Raw genomic sequence first — 14273 nt, 5'->3', positions numbered from 1 at the left:
TTCAGCTTTTGGAATGTATATACATTCCAAAAGCTGAATGCAATAGCCTCTTCCGTTAAGCAGCTGTTAACCATGTCTGATCAATCCTCATCTCATGAGACTGTCTGTTTTAACTGTTTGTCTCTTGGCGGCATGTGACACACCGAGCACCCCCTTTCGCGGGGTCCCTGTTCAGCGCATCACTGTTGCTCGGAGCACGTTTGACGTGCGTGTATTGGACCGACGTGCCGAAGCTATTCGTCTGAATGGCGAGTGGGCGCCACGGTTGGCGGCGGTCGAACCAAGGGCGCGGATTGCTATAGAGACGGTCTCCGGCTGCAAGGTAAGGCGGTTGAGGGGAGACCAGGCTATGATGATCGCTGATTTGAAGTGCTCGAATGAGCCAGTCCCATTGCCGCCGCCAGCGGTCATTTTCTGCGACATCCAACCGGAACCTAATATTTTCGTTGCAAGTTCGTTACTTAAGGCAAGGTGCGAGTAACGGTTACCGGCTTTCACGGTTGTTTAGCTGACGGTCTTGGCGCTCTTTTAGGTCTTGAGAAGTGCCTCCGCTTGGTCGGGCTCCGCCAGTGGAGCCAAAAATTCCTTCAAGCAGTTGTTCCACGGCGCTTTGCGTTTGCCTCGTCCCGCCTAGGGGAGAAATTTTGCCAAGGAGTTGCCCTTCGTTTGTCTCTGGTGCTCGCATCGGAAGCACATGGACGGGAAGGCCCTCATGGACACGCTTCATGGCCTCTTGCCATATCTCTGCGGGAAGGCCCGAGCCTGTGACGTCCTGGAGTGGGGTGTTGTCGTCATAGCCAATCCAAACGCCAGCTACATAGTCGGCTGTAAAACCGATGAACCATGCGTCTTTGGCGGACTGCGAGGTGCCTGTTTTACCAGCTACGTCACGGTCTGCTAGGCGTGCCCGACCACCTGTCCCTTCGGTGACGACCTTGTTCATCATCCAGGTCAGCTTTTCGGCACTCTCTTGTTGAATTACGCGTTCTCCGATTCCGCCTGTTGCCGTCATCAAAGGGTCTTCGTTTCCGAGAAGCTTGAGCTCAATGAGGCCGTAGGGCGTCACTGCGCTCCCACCATTTAGGATGCCTGCGTAGGCACCTGTCATTTCGAGCAGGCTCGCCTCGGAGGCTCCGAGCGCAAGAGCTGGGCCTTGAGCAAGATCCGATTCAATGCCGAAGTCGGAGGCAACCTTACGAACGGTATCGAGGCCGACTTCTTGTGCGAGTTTAACCGCTGGAATATTGTAGGACTTCTTGAGTGCTTCTGTCAGCGTGACCGTTCCGTGAAACTTGTCGTTGTAGTTGTTCGGGCAATATTTACCTGAACCAGGAACGTCGATGCAGTAAGCTTCGTCATTGATCAGATCAAAGGGCGATCTCCCGATGTCGAGCGCAGTGGCATAGACAAAAGGCTTGAATGCTGATCCAGGTTGGCGTTTGGCCATGGTGGCACGGTTGAAGGCGCCAGAAACTTGCGTTTGGCGTCCTCCTACCATGGCGCGAACTGCGCCATCGGCGGACATGATTAGAATAGCAGCCTGAGCACCAGAAGTTTTGCTGACTTTGGCATCAAAAACGTCTTTTATTGCGCCTTCGGCTGCGCGCTGGATCCGTTGGTCAAGCGTGGTACGGATGATGACGTCTTCTGTTGTATTGCGAGTGAAGAAGTCAGGGCCTGTTGTCATAACCCAATCAGCAAAATATCCGCCGGCTTTGGCTTGTGCTGCTTCAGAGAGCGTAGCGGGTGACAGAGATGCCTGCTTTGCCTCGGTGGCCGAGAGGTAACCTTGCTCTTCCATTAGGCGTATGACTGTTGCCGCGCGTGCTTGGGAGCGCTCAAGGTTGTTCGTTGGCGCGTAGCGAGTAGGGGCGACCAGAAGGCCAGCCAACATAGCTGCTTCGTTGGGGGCGACCATGGCCGCGGATTTGCCGAAGTAGCGCTGGGATGCCGCCTCAAAGCCACGCGCGCCCGCGCCAAGAAAAGCTCGGTTGATGTAGACCGTCAGGATTTCGTTTTTGGTGTATTTGAGCTCCATCGCCATGGAGTAGATTGCTTCTTTGGCCTTGCGTGCGAGAGAACCTTGACGACAATCGGCTTCGTATGCCGTTTCGTCTTTCCAGATTGTGGGGTCGAAATCTACGCCAAGGCAGATGAGCTTGGCTGTTTGTTGAGTCAGCGTTGAGCCACCGTGGCCAGACAGAGGCCCGCGTCCTTCGCGCAAGTTAATGCGAACAGCAGAAGCAATGCCACGCGGTGACAAGCCAAAATGTTGGTAGAACCGCTTGTCCTCGGTGGCAATGATTGCGTTCTTAAGGTGAGGTGAGACAGATGTTGCGGTGACCGCCCCTCCAAATTGATCACCACGCCAAGCAAAAACGCTCCCTGAAGCATCTAATAAAGTGACCGAGCCGCGTGCGCGGCCGTCGAAAAGCTGTTCCACGGGAGGGAGAGTGAGTGAAACATAACCCACTGCAAGCCCAAGCAGCAACGTACAGACAAGCGTCAGCCGCCAGCCGATGCCCCAGATGATCCGGAAGATCCAAGAAAAAATTGCCGACATAAAACGGCGAATGAGCCCACGCTTTGGTTTGGTGGGGCTGCGCTTACTGGCTGCCCGCTTTTTCGGCGCTGCAACGGTCTTTTTGGGGTAGCGGCGCTCTGCAACGAGCGGCGGCTTTTTGCGTCCAGTGTTACTCATAATCTGCCCTGCTCGGAGCCTTTGTTTTGTAAGACCTTATCTTGGCTTTCGTAAAATGTAGAGGGGAAAGACGTGCAGAAGCCCTCATAGAAATGCGTATTTTTTGTGCAGTTGAGCGAGTCGTTGCGCAAAAAACGGGATTCTGCCTGTTTTAGAGTCGTCTTGTGAGCCCGAACGCTTCTTTCTGCGCCGCATTGGGCAAATGCTGCAGATGCAAAGTGCTGTCGAAAGGCGGCTTAGGGAAAGGGATAACAAGGTGAAACTCATTATAGCAACGATCAAGCCTTATAAGCTTGAAGAGGTGCGCGAGGCACTGACCGCGATCGGTGTGCGCGGAATGATGGTGAGCGAGATTAAGGGCTTTGGGGCGCAATCTGGCCATACCGAGATCTACCGTGGAGCGGAATACGCAGTCAATTTTGTGCCCAAGATCAAACTTGAAATCGCAGTTCCTGCGGACATGGCGGATAGCATTGTAGAAACAATCACCAAGACCGCACGTACTGGCAAGATCGGTGATGGGAAAATTTTTGTGCTGGATCTGGCGCAGGCAGTGCGCGTGCGGACAGGCGAAACAGGACCAGATGCGCTTTAAGCGCGGGGAAAGGACGAAATCATGACGAATAAATTCATATATACGCTGGCTGCAGCGGCGACGCTTCTGCCCGCCGCCGCAATGGCGCAAGATGCCGAGGTTCTGCCGCTGAGCACAGAAGTCGGCTTCATCTTCAATACCTTCATGTTCCTTGTCGCGGGTTTCCTCGTGTTCTGGATGGCGGCTGGTTTTGCCATGCTTGAAGCGGGCCTTGTTCGCTCCAAGAACGTGACGATGCAATTAACCAAGAACATCGCTCTCTTTGCGATAGCCGCGATTGCTTACTATGTTGTTGGCTATAACTTGATGTATCCAGGCGATGGCTGGAGCATGGAAGGCATCTTGGGTGCGTTTAGCATGGCATCGCTTGAGCCAGTTGGTCTTGCGGGTGCTGAGCCAGACCTGACCTATGCTTCAGTTGGGTCCGATTTCTTCTTCCAGCTCATGTTCTGCGCAACGACTGCTTCGATCGTTTCAGGAACTTTGGCCGAGCGGATCAAACTTTGGCCGTTCCTTGCCTTTGTGGTTGTGCTGACAGCATTCATCTACCCGATCCAGGCCAGCTGGAAATGGGGCGGTGGCTTCCTTGATGGTATGGGCTTCCTCGACTTCGCCGGCTCGACTGTCGTGCACTCGGTTGGCGGCTGGGCTGCTTTGGCTGGCGCGCTCATTCTTGGACCGCGTCTCGGCAAATACACCAAAGAAGGCCGTACAGTTCCCTTCATGGGCTCGAACCTGCCATTGGCAACACTTGGTACGTTTATCCTTTGGCTCGGTTGGTTCGGCTTCAATGGTGGTTCGCAGCTTTATATGAACACAGCCGGAAACGTTGGTGACATCAGCCGTATCTTTGCGAACACCAACACAGCTGCGGCTGGCGGTGCGATTGCGGCTCTGATCTTGACACAGCTTCTCTACAAGAAGGTCGATTTGACGATGGTCCTCAATGGTGCGCTTGCAGGTCTTGTTTCGATCACCGCTGAACCTCTGACGCCTACGCTCGGTTCTGCGACTTTGATCGGCATGGTCGGTGGTGTGATTGTTGTGTTCGCAGTGCCATTCCTTGACAAGCTGAAGATTGACGATGTTGTCGGTGCGATCCCTGTTCACTTGATGGCGGGTATCTGGGGTACAATCGCCGTTGTCTTCACAAACTCAGATGCGAACCTGATGGTACAGCTGACATCTATCGCAGTTGTGGGTGTGTTCGTCTTCGTTGTCTCTGCAGTGTTCTGGTTCTTGCTGAAAGCAACAGTTGGTATCCGTGCAAGCGAAGAAGACGAGATCATGGGTTTGGATATGGCTGAGCTTGGTATGGAAGCTTACCCTGAGTTCTCAAAGGGTTAATCTAACCTAAACAGCATCGGGGCCAGCCAGAGGAAACTTGGCTGGCCCTTTTTGTTGTGCGGTTTCTCTCATGGTCGAATCGCGCGTGCCTATGCTAAGTCTTGCGGCATGTCCGAGCCTCGCCCCAACATAAGCCAAAATCATCCTGTGATTCGTCAGCTTGACGATGCTGCAATCAATCGTATTGCGGCAGGTGAAGTGATCGAACGGCCAGCGTCTGCGGTAAAAGAGCTGGTTGAAAACGCCATCGATGCGGGAGCCACGCGCATTCGTGTTGAAGTGGCGGATGGTGGCAAGACACTCATACGGGTTGTAGATGATGGCTGTGGGATGAGTGCGGCTGATTTACCGCTCGCGTTGTCGCGACATGCGACATCAAAGATCGACGGCTCTGACTTGACGAATATCCATACATTTGGTTTTCGTGGAGAGGCGCTTCCCTCACTTGGTGCTGTCGGGCGGCTGAGTATCGTCTCGCGAGTTTTGGGCGAAGAAGGCGCGCGTATTGAGGTCTCTGGTGGAGATATGAGCGCTGTGAAGCCAGCGGCTTTGGCAGGCGGAACCCGCGTTGAACTGCGTGATATTTTCTATGCGACACCGGCTCGTTTGAAATTTATGCGCTCGGACCGCGCAGAAATGCAGGCAATAGCCGAGGTTGTGAAGCGGTTGGCAATGGCCGAGCCTTATGTGGGCTTTAGTCTGGCCGATGTGTCGGGCGATGACGAGCCGCAAGTTAAGTTTCGCGTTGAAGGAGAGACAGGCGACCTTTTCAAAGCTTTGCACGGACGTTTGGCGCAGGTTATGGGCCGTGATTTTGCCCAGAATGCGCTGGCAATCGATGCGGAACGTGAGGGGATTGCACTGACTGGCTACGCTGCTCTTCCGACATATTCGCGTGGTTCTGCTGTGGCACAGTTTTTCTTTGTGAACGAGCGCCCGGTACGAGACAAACTTTTGATTGGAGCTCTGCGTGGGGCTTATTCCGATTTTTTGAGTAGAGATCGCCACCCTGCTGTGGCGCTTTTCGTGTCTTGCGCACCTAATCTTGTGGATGTGAATGTGCACCCAGCCAAATCTGAGGTGCGTTTCCGTGACCCGGGCATGGTGAGGGGGCTGATTGTAAGTGCGCTGAAACACGCGCTGGCAGAGGCAGGACACAGAGCCTCTTCCACTGTTGGTGCTGCAGCGCTTGGGGCCATGCGACCAGAAGTGACTGAACCAAGGGTCTACCAAATGGATCGCCCCGATATAGGGCGGGGGTATTCTGCGCCAAGCCAAGGCTTTGCGGAAATGGCAGGCGGTTTTTCTGCGCGAGTTGAGACAGTCGAAACACATGACGAACGGCCATTGGAGGCGCTGCCTTTGGGGGCGGCGCGGGCACAGGTGCATGAGAATTACATCGTAGCCCAGACAGAGACAGGGATGATCTTGGTGGATCAGCACGCTGCTCACGAGCGACTGGTTTATGAACGACTGAAAAAACAGATGGCCGAAAACGGCGTGTGCGCGCAGGCGCTATTGATACCCGAGATTGTCAACATGAGCGAAGGCGATTATGCGCTTTTGCTTGAAGCCGCGCAGGATTTGGCACAGCTGGGCTTGAGCATTGAACCTTTTGGGGCAGGGTCTGTTGCCGTGCGTGAGACACCTGCGATTTTGGGTGAGGTCAATGCAGAGGCAATGTTGCGTGACATTGTTGACGAGCTGACAGACGGCGGCTCGACAAGCGCGGTGAAAGACAAGCTCGAAGCTGTTCTCAGCCGAGTGGCTTGTCATGGTTCGATCCGTTCTGGACGACGAATGCGTGCCGAAGAGATGAACGCACTTTTGCGCGAGATGGAGGCGACTCCACATTCGGGTCAATGCAATCACGGACGGCCGACTTATATTGAACTGAAATTGAGCGATATCGAGAGGCTATTCGGGCGCACATGATTGAACTGGCAGGTTATCAGATTGCAGAGCTGCATCTTCTTGTTGCGGGACTCCTCCTACTCTTCGTGATCCTATTTATGCTGTTTATGGGGATGCGATCTGCTGCGCGCTCGGCACGTATGACAGAGCCTTTGGTGCATCAATTGGGGAATCTTGGTGTGCGCGTGCAACAGCTATCAGATGGGCAGCAACAGCTCGCAGGGGGCTTGACTCACGTGAGCGAAGCACAGGCAGCGTCTCAGGCCAATATGTTGCAACTGATGGAAAAGCGCCTTGCTGATGTCAGTGGCAAGGTGAACGAGAACCTGACGGGTTCGGCTCAGAGTACGGCCAAGTCACTCGGGGAGCTTCAAGCACGGCTTATTGCGATTGATAAGGCTCAAGATAATATTACGAAACTGTCAGGCGACGTTTTGAGCCTTCAGGATATTTTGAGCAACAAGCAAACACGGGGCGCGTTTGGTGAGATTCAGCTCACAGATATTGTAACCAAAGCCTTGCCGAGTGACAGTTATACGATGCAGGCAACGCTCTCAAATGGGAAGCGGGCAGATTGTTTGATCCATTTGCCGAACCCGCCCGGACCGATTGCCATTGATGCTAAATTTCCGCTTGAGGCCTATGAAGCGCTGCGGCGTGCCGAGAATGACTGGCAAGTCAACGAGGCAGCCAAGATGCTGCGTGTGTCGATTAAGAAGCATATAAAAGACATCTCGGAGAAATATATTCTTGACGGAGAAACTGCGGATGGTGCGCTGATGTTTTTGCCGTCTGAAGCGATCTATGCTGAGCTTCACGCGAACTTTCCCGAACTTGTTCGCGAAGGGTTTGCAGCGAAAGTCTGGATTGTTTCGCCGACCACCTGCATGGCAACCCTCAATACGATGAGAGCTATTTTGAAAGATGCGCGGATGCGTGAGCAGGCAGGAGCGATCCGACGTGAACTTGGGCTTTTGTTCGCCGATGTTGATCGTCTTGGAAACCGTGTCGAAAATCTTGACCGTCACTTTCATCAAGCTGCCAAAGACATCTCCGATATCAAAGTATCCGCTGACAAGGCAGGTCGACGGGCCAAGCGGCTTGATAACTTTGATTTCGAAGAGCTGGCCCCTGAGCCGCCGAATGTGGTGCCGATCAAAGCGCCTGAGTAAGCTTGAGTTAGATCAAGGCTGAGGGTGAGAAAGCGTTGCATGCTGAGCCTCATGCGCCGACAGGAGGACACAGCATGCTTGAAATCGGTATCAACAAAATTGCCCAAATTATTCTCATGTCCCGCGAGCTGGACCGTGCGGGGGCCGAACTTGCAGGTTTTTTTGAAACCCTCCGTGAGGAGGAGCTAACTGATCTCGTGGCAGTAATGTGGATTGGTCGTGGTAGCTTTGAGCCCGAAGAATTAGCAGAGGCGCGCGCCACCGCTATCGCCGAGGCGACGGTTCCAACACCTGACTACCTTATGGGCACACCTCATCTTTCCGATCATTTGGAGAACGGGCTGGAAGCGCTCGGGCTTTCCGCATTTGACGAAGAAGATGATTTGATCCGTAAAGGGTAAGAAGGTCGCATTTCGCAATGCGGACACGACCCTCTGAGATTGTTTTGATGCCAAGATCGCTTAGGCTAGGTGATCGACCACTTGTAGGTGCTGAGCGAGTGTGTCGACTTCCTTTAGCCATTCGGCGACCAGTTTGGGATCATGTGGCGCGGGGTGTACACCTGCACAAATCTGGCGGCTGAGCACAGCTTTGACCGCGAGAGACACGGGAATCGAGACAAGGCGAGCCATGGCGGTCCCGCGCGCATCTCCCCAGGCATCCATCACATATGTCTTGTTGAAGATTTCGCCTCCGTCTTGTTCTGCCTTCAATCCAACGCACATGACGACGCGATCAGGCTCACCTTCATCGTAGGCATTTTCATTCCAGAAGCCATCTGACATCTCCTTCAGGCGTGCGTCGCCTTCAGGGCCAGAAAGAGTTTCGATTTCGGTGAAGACATCGGCCCATGCGTCTTTCCAACCGTTTAGGCGCAGCGTGCCACGCACAAATTCTTTGATACGCCAGCTTGGCTCGAACTGGTAATCCGCCATGAATGGTAAGCTATCGCGGTTGGGATAAACTTCAAAGGTTTCTGGGCTTGCCAAAGGCGCGGCGTAAGAGCTGATCGCGTCCCAAGGGCGCGAGACGTTCAGTTCTGTGAAGTTTTTGATCGATTTTGAAGGTGACCGTAGCGCTTTGAGCACGCCAAGGGGTGACCAACTGAACTTGTATCTGAACGGGTTGGGATGCTTCGGAATACCGCCGCAATAAGAAATGAACGATATATCAGCACTGGCATCATATGATGCGTTTGCGCGATAATCTGCCACGAGCGCATGCGCCATCAGATGATCGATCCCCGGGTCGAGGCCAACTTCATTGATCGAAATGAGGCCTGCCTCGCGGAACGCAGCATCAAGTGCCCGCATTTCGGGGGCGATATAGCTTGAGCTCACAAAGTTTGCACCGCGTGCAAGACACATTTCGGCCAGTGGCACATGCCAATCGCCTGGGAGCATAGAGACAACGATGTCGTCTTTGGCTGTTGCAGCTGTAATTGCGCCCATGTCGAAGCTGCGAATGTCGTGCGCGATGTCACCGACGGCCTCTTCGGCCTTCGTGGTTGTGCGGTTCCAGACCACTACCGGGTGGCCTTCTTCGATCAGTTTGCGAAGGCCTGGAATGGCCGAAAGGCCTGTGCCGCACCAATGGATTGTCATGTTTTCTGTCCCTTATTTGTATTTCAGTTTGGCTGCGACGATTGTGAGAACCGCTATGACAGCAAATATATTTGCGATGATGATGGGCCAGTCTGAGACCAAAAGTCCATAGAGAAGCCAAAGCGATACCGTTGTTAGGAACAGCATGTTTGACACCAAAGATATTCCTGATGTGTTGCGCGTTCTCCAAGCTTTCCAAGCCTGTGGTATCCAGCAAATTGTGCCAAGCGCGGCGGCGAGATAGCCGACGTAAGGCGCGAGTGTCATAGAGCGCCTACATGTTTAACGAAGTCTCTTTCGGCGCGGGCCCAGACACCTTCGGTCAGTGCGTCAAGCGTGAGGAGCGATGGTAAAAGCTGTGCAGCAAAGTCCTCAGAGCTTTCGAGCGGGAGCATGGAAGGCAGGTTGTCGATAGCCATGACATTAAGTGGCGGGGTATCGTGGACGCGTACTGCAGGTGCTTCCCATGTCGTGGGTTCTGAGTAGACGGGAATAGGATTATAGTCGCTGTCAGGGTCACACGCGACATCACCTATCGCGGTGAGCTTACGGGGAGTCTCTTTTGCGGACAGCGGGACAAACTGCGGTGTTCCAGGGCGGGCAAGAATGCAGTTGATGAAGATGTCGTGCTCAAGAATTTCTGGAAAGGGGCCGCCATTTGCAGTTTCAGCCATGTCCCATTTCGTCACGGAAACGCCCAGTGCCTCAAGCAAATCAGATGCCCCCGTGCCAACGCGGCCCAGTGCGCCGATGACGATGGCGTTTGGCTTGGTGATAAGATCGGCGCGGAGCTCATCCAAGAGAGCATCTTTGTTGGCATAAGCGCCAACAGGCGGGCAAAGAGCGCCCTCTTTTTGAGCAAGCCATGTTTTAAGTGTGACAGCTGCCCCTGCGAAGCCTGCCCAATACCCGAAAGCCGCGACGCGGCGGCCTGTTTCGTCGACGAGATATTCAAGATCGTATAGCGTGCCGCCGCCGGCTTTAAATCTCTCAAGTAAGACTTTTCCGGAAAACTGACCTTTGTAGGCGTGGCCAAACATGATGTGACGGTGGGGAAGTGGTGTTCCATCTTCAGGCAGCTCTTTCAGGCCGAAGATGATCGCATCACGGGGGGCTGTGGGCCAGCTGTTTTCTGGGGCAACTTCGGCGCCGGCGTCGACATAGCCTTGCAGTGGGATAGCGCGCACGGAGCTTTCCTCGACGGTCAGACGGATCCCCGCATTGATCAGTGCCTTTGCCCCTTCGGGTGTAAGGCCTACACGTTCTTCGTGGGCACGTTGTTCGGCTCTGAGCCAGAGATGGGTCATGTTGTGTTCCTGTTCAGACAAAAGTGCGGGCGTGTTCACGGCCTGGGATATCGAGGTGGGGCGTCGCGTTGAAGCTGCCAAGCATGAGTTGGCCGTGTACATATTCGAGGCGGTGAACCGAGGAATTCATCACCTGCAACATGATCTTTGCCATCCCCTCATCAGAAAGGTGCAAGACATGGCGCAGTATTGTGCCGATAACACCTCCTGATGTTACTAGGAGCACGCGGCCGTGTCCTTGACAAACTTCTTCAATGAGGCCCGTTGTGCGGGCATGAAAGTCTGCGAAGCGCTCTGGGACAGATGTCACTTTATCGGCAGCCCAGTAGCCAATCATCTTGGGCAGATGGGAGGCGAACTCGGTTGGGTCAGTCGGAGTGACAATGCCGTGTTCAGCTTCAAGCGCTGCTGCCATTGCGAAGTATTGTAATTCATCAAGGCGCCCGTCGATGCAGGTTTTGTCATATCCCATGCCCGCAGCCGTCTCTTTTTGGCGGCGCAGAGTGCCCGTTATCACATGATCAAAATGGGGGTTGGTGGCGCGCAAATGCTCTCCGAGCCAACGCGCTTGAGTATGGCCCAGATCAGATAGTTTGTCATAGCTTGCCTCGTCCGTGGCGTGGCTGTTGGCCTGCCCGTGCCGCACCAGAATCAGTTCTGCCATATCCGCCTCATTTGATCAAATTCTTCCGAAGATTAGCCTTAGGGTGCAGCGGTTTAAAGGGGATGAAGACAAAGAAAATATAGTGAGGTGAAAGGCGGCGCAAAAGGGTGGTGGGGTGTCGGGAATGTGAGGTGTTCAGGTTGCCGTCTCTGCTTTATGATGGGCGTCAAGATCGACAGGAGACGCGCGATGTCTGAAACAGTTAAGTTCACGCTCGATGGTGAGCAGGTTGTGGCCGAAAAAGGTATGACCATTTGGGAAGTGGCAAACGGGCGTGGGCTCGTCATTCCGCATCTTTGCCACAAGCCTGCGCCAGGATATCGTCCTGACGGTAACTGTCGGGCTTGTATGGTTGAGATCGAGGGCGAACGGACCTTGGCCGCGTCTTGTATTCGCGAGCCGCAAGAGGGCATGGTTGTTGTGACCAATAATGCGCGTGCGACGAGTGCGCGTAAAATGGTTGTAGAAATGCTGTTGGCAGATTTGCCTGAGCGTGAGACGAGCCACGACAAATCGGCGCACATGTGGGATATGGCTGATCTCAACGGCGTCAGCGAGAGCCGTTTTCCCAAACTGGAAGAGGGTCATATTCCGCTGCTGGATGATAGCCATGTTGCTATGCGCGTGAATCTTGATGCTTGTATATCCTGCGGGCTTTGCGTGCGCGCGTGCCGTGAAGTGCAGGTCAATGATGTGATCGGTATGGCGGGCCGGGGGCACTCGGCCTATCCTGTGTTTGATATGGATGACCCGATGGGCGAGAGCTCATGTGTCGCTTGTGGCGAATGTGTTCAGGCTTGCCCGACTGGGGCGCTTATGCCTGCGACGGTTCTGGACGATCAGCAGCAAGGCGACAGCAAGGATTTTGACAGCGAAACAGAAAGTGTCTGTCCGTTTTGTGGCGTTGGTTGCAAGGTTTCGCTTAAGGTCAAAGATGGCAAGGTCAAATATGTTGAAGGCATTAACGGGCCTGCCAACGAGGGCCGGCTTTGTGTGAAGGGCCGCTTTGGATTTGACTACATTCATCACTCTCACCGCCTGACAAAACCGCTTATCCGCCGCGAAGACGCTCCTGCGAAGGGTCTCAATGTACATCCAGACAACTGGAACGAGTTCTTTCGCGAGGCGAGCTGGGATGAAGCGATGGCGTTTGCCGCAGGTGGACTGTCTGGGCTGCGTGATCAACATGGCGGCAAGGCTGTAGCGGGGTTTGGTTCGGCCAAATGTACCAATGAAGAGGCATATCTTTTCCAGAAATTCATTCGGCAGGGCTTTCTTCACAACAACGTCGATCACTGCACGCGGCTTTGCCATGCCAGTTCGGTCACCGCGCTGATCGAGAATGTTGGCTCTGGCGCTGTTACGGCGACATTCAATGAGATTGAGAACGCCGATGTTGCAATCATCATCGGAGCGAACCCGATTGAGAACCACCCTGTTGCAGCCACCTATTTCAAACAGTTCACCAAGCGTGGTGGCAAGCTCATAGTAATGGACCCACGTGGGGTCGGTTTGCGCCGTTTTGCAGAAGAAATGGTTCAGTTTCGCCCGGGAGCAGATGTCAGCATGCTCAACGCGATTATGCATGTGATCGTCGAAGAGGAGCTTTACGACAGCCAGTACATCCATCGCTGGACCGAAAACTGGGAAGCAGAGAAAGCCCATCTGAAGGACTTCTCTCCCGAAGCGATGAGTGAAATTTGTGGTGTGTCTCCTGATCAATTGCGCCGGGTTGCACGCATCTTTGCGGGTGCTGAGGCTGGGATGATTTTCTGGGGCATGGGCGTAAGCCAGCACATCCACGGTACGGATAACTCACGTTGCCTGATTTCGCTTGCCTTGATGACGGGCAATGTCGGTAAGCCAGGCGCTGGGCTGCATCCATTGCGTGGGCAGAACAACGTGCAAGGTGCGTCCGATGCTGGCCTCGTTCCGATGTTTTTGCCTGACTATCAAAGTGTCATGGACGACGGCATTCGCAAAGCCTTTACGGATGTTTGGGGGTCTGGAGACTTTTCCAACGAAAAAGGCCTGACTGTGACGGAGATCATGGATGAAGCCTATGCCGGCAATATCAAGGGGATGTATATTCAGGGCGAAAACCCAGCGATGTCAGACCCTGATGTGGAGCATGCGCGCGACGCTTTGGCAAAGCTTGAGCATCTTGTTGTGCAGGATATTTTCCTGACCGAAACAGCGAACTATGCTGATGTGATTCTTCCTGCTTCGGCGCTTTACGAGAAGAATGGCACGGTGAGCAACACCAACCGTCAGGTGCAGCGTGTGAGGCCAGCTGTGACACCACCGGGTGACGCGCGCGAAGACTGGAAAATCACGGTCGAACTGGCGCAGCGCGTCGGGCTCAATTGGGACTATGGTGATGTGTCTGAGGTGTTTAACGAGATGAAGATCAACATGGCCTCGCTCAACAATATAACATGGGAACGGCTCAAGACTGAGACGATCACCTATCCGAGCCTAAGCGAAACTGACCCCGGACAGGCGATCGTGTTCGGGGATGGATTTCCGAGGGCAGAAGGACGTGCAAAGTTTACGCCTGCAAGTGTAATCGCACCTGATGAATCGCCGGATGCAGACTATCCGATGATTATGACAACAGGTCGTCAGCTAGAACACTGGCACACTGGTTCGATGACACGACGCTCAAATGTTCTGGACGCCGTGGAGCCTGAGGCTAACTGTTCGTTGCATCCCAAGACTTTGCGCCGTCTTGGTGTGGCGCCGGGTGAACATGTTCGCTTGAGTACGCGGCGCGGCAGTATCGTGATCATGGCGCGTGCTGATCGGGCTGTCGCTGAGGATATGGTATTCGTACCTTTTGCTTATGTTGAAGCTGCAGCGAATATTCTTACAAATCCTGCACTTGATCCATATGGCAAGATTCCCGAGTTTAAATTTTCGGCTGTAAAAGTGGAGAAAGCAGAGGGTGCGGTTGCTGCTGAGTAGAA

General features: G+C 53.9%; 11 protein-coding genes. 6 read left to right on the top strand and 5 right to left on the bottom strand.

Annotation, left to right across the window (positions count from 1 at the left end):
* Window positions 1-484: 484 nt before the first annotated feature.
* Window positions 485-2701, bottom strand: a complete 2217-nt coding sequence (locus P8O11_RS07980; protein WP_300293471.1) for a transglycosylase domain-containing protein — start codon at window positions 2699-2701, stop codon at window positions 485-487.
* Window positions 2702-2957: 256 nt separating this feature from the next.
* Here P8O11_RS07980 and P8O11_RS07975 point away from each other — a divergent pair, with 256 nt between their 5' ends.
* The 5 genes from P8O11_RS07975 to P8O11_RS07955 all read left to right on the top strand — a co-directional run bounded on the left by P8O11_RS07975 (window position 2958) and on the right by P8O11_RS07955 (window position 8130).
* A complete protein-coding gene (locus P8O11_RS07975) occupies window positions 2958-3296 on the top strand; it encodes a P-II family nitrogen regulator (RefSeq protein WP_089892279.1) in 339 nt (112 codons plus the stop codon).
* Window positions 3297-3317: 21 nt separating this feature from the next.
* Window positions 3318-4643 (top strand): ammonium transporter, encoded by a 1326-nt coding sequence (locus tag P8O11_RS07970; RefSeq protein ID WP_273514770.1) that lies wholly within the window; start codon window positions 3318-3320, stop codon window positions 4641-4643.
* 108 nt (window positions 4644-4751) lie between these two features.
* A complete protein-coding gene (gene mutL / locus P8O11_RS07965) occupies window positions 4752-6578 on the top strand; it encodes a DNA mismatch repair endonuclease MutL (protein ID WP_300293463.1) in 1827 nt (608 codons plus the stop codon).
* A complete protein-coding gene (locus tag P8O11_RS07960; protein ID WP_300293461.1) occupies window positions 6575-7729 on the top strand; it encodes a DNA recombination protein RmuC in 1155 nt (384 codons plus the stop codon). The genes mutL and P8O11_RS07960 overlap by 4 nt, the downstream gene beginning before the upstream one ends.
* Window positions 7730-7803: 74 nt before the next feature.
* Complete coding sequence (locus P8O11_RS07955; RefSeq protein ID WP_300293459.1) at window positions 7804-8130, top strand: DUF3775 domain-containing protein; 327 nt, start codon at window positions 7804-7806, stop codon at window positions 8128-8130.
* 60 nt (window positions 8131-8190) lie between these two features.
* Here the strand turns inward: P8O11_RS07955 and P8O11_RS07950 are convergent, their stop codons facing one another.
* From P8O11_RS07950 to P8O11_RS07935, 4 genes are read right to left on the bottom strand one after another with little or no spacing between them, the layout of a single operon-like run.
* The gene (locus P8O11_RS07950; RefSeq protein WP_300293457.1) at window positions 8191-9333 is read right to left on the bottom strand and encodes a saccharopine dehydrogenase C-terminal domain-containing protein; all 1143 of its coding nucleotides are present in this window, start codon (window positions 9331-9333) and stop codon (window positions 8191-8193) included.
* Window positions 9334-9345: 12 nt separating this feature from the next.
* On the bottom strand, window positions 9346-9600 hold the full coding sequence (locus P8O11_RS07945) for a SemiSWEET family sugar transporter (RefSeq protein ID WP_089892261.1): 255 nt from the start codon (window positions 9598-9600) through the stop codon (window positions 9346-9348).
* Entirely contained in the window at window positions 9597-10640 is a 1044-nt protein-coding gene (locus P8O11_RS07940; RefSeq protein ID WP_300293453.1) for a saccharopine dehydrogenase, read from the bottom strand. Before P8O11_RS07940 ends, P8O11_RS07945 begins: the two co-directional genes overlap by 4 nt.
* A gap of 13 nt (window positions 10641-10653) precedes the next feature.
* Window positions 10654-11304 carry a histidine phosphatase family protein gene (locus P8O11_RS07935; protein WP_300293451.1) on the bottom strand — a complete coding sequence of 217 codons (651 nt, stop codon included), beginning with the start codon at window positions 11302-11304 and terminating at the stop codon, window positions 10654-10656.
* A 189-nt stretch (window positions 11305-11493) separates the two neighbouring features.
* Between P8O11_RS07935 and fdhF the strand changes: the two genes are divergently transcribed.
* Window positions 11494-14271, top strand: a complete 2778-nt coding sequence (fdhF, locus tag P8O11_RS07930) for a formate dehydrogenase subunit alpha (RefSeq protein ID WP_300293449.1) — start codon at window positions 11494-11496, stop codon at window positions 14269-14271.
* Window positions 14272-14273: the final 2 nt, after the last annotated feature.

Source organism: Lentibacter sp., assembly GCF_029254145.1.
GTDB lineage: Bacteria > Pseudomonadota > Alphaproteobacteria > Rhodobacterales > Rhodobacteraceae > Lentibacter.
Note: the sequence above shows the minus strand (reverse complement) of the source record. Positions and strands in the feature narration are given on the sequence as shown.

Coding starts and splice junctions, on each gene's coding strand:
- P8O11_RS07980 (WP_300293471.1), bottom strand. CDS start 2,701: ATGAGTAACACTGGACGCAAAAAGCCGCCGCTCGTTGCAGAGCGCCGC.
- P8O11_RS07970 (WP_273514770.1), top strand. CDS start 3,318: ATGACGAATAAATTCATATATACGCTGGCTGCAGCGGCGACGCTTCTG.
- mutL (WP_300293463.1), top strand. CDS start 4,752: ATGTCCGAGCCTCGCCCCAACATAAGCCAAAATCATCCTGTGATTCGT.
- P8O11_RS07960 (WP_300293461.1), top strand. CDS start 6,575: ATGATTGAACTGGCAGGTTATCAGATTGCAGAGCTGCATCTTCTTGTT.
- P8O11_RS07955 (WP_300293459.1), top strand. CDS start 7,804: ATGCTTGAAATCGGTATCAACAAAATTGCCCAAATTATTCTCATGTCC.
- P8O11_RS07950 (WP_300293457.1), bottom strand. CDS start 9,333: ATGACAATCCATTGGTGCGGCACAGGCCTTTCGGCCATTCCAGGCCTT.
- P8O11_RS07945 (WP_089892261.1), bottom strand. CDS start 9,600: ATGACACTCGCGCCTTACGTCGGCTATCTCGCCGCCGCGCTTGGCACA.
- P8O11_RS07940 (WP_300293453.1), bottom strand. CDS start 10,640: ATGACCCATCTCTGGCTCAGAGCCGAACAACGTGCCCACGAAGAACGT.
- P8O11_RS07935 (WP_300293451.1), bottom strand. CDS start 11,304: ATGGCAGAACTGATTCTGGTGCGGCACGGGCAGGCCAACAGCCACGCC.
- fdhF (WP_300293449.1), top strand. CDS start 11,494: ATGTCTGAAACAGTTAAGTTCACGCTCGATGGTGAGCAGGTTGTGGCC.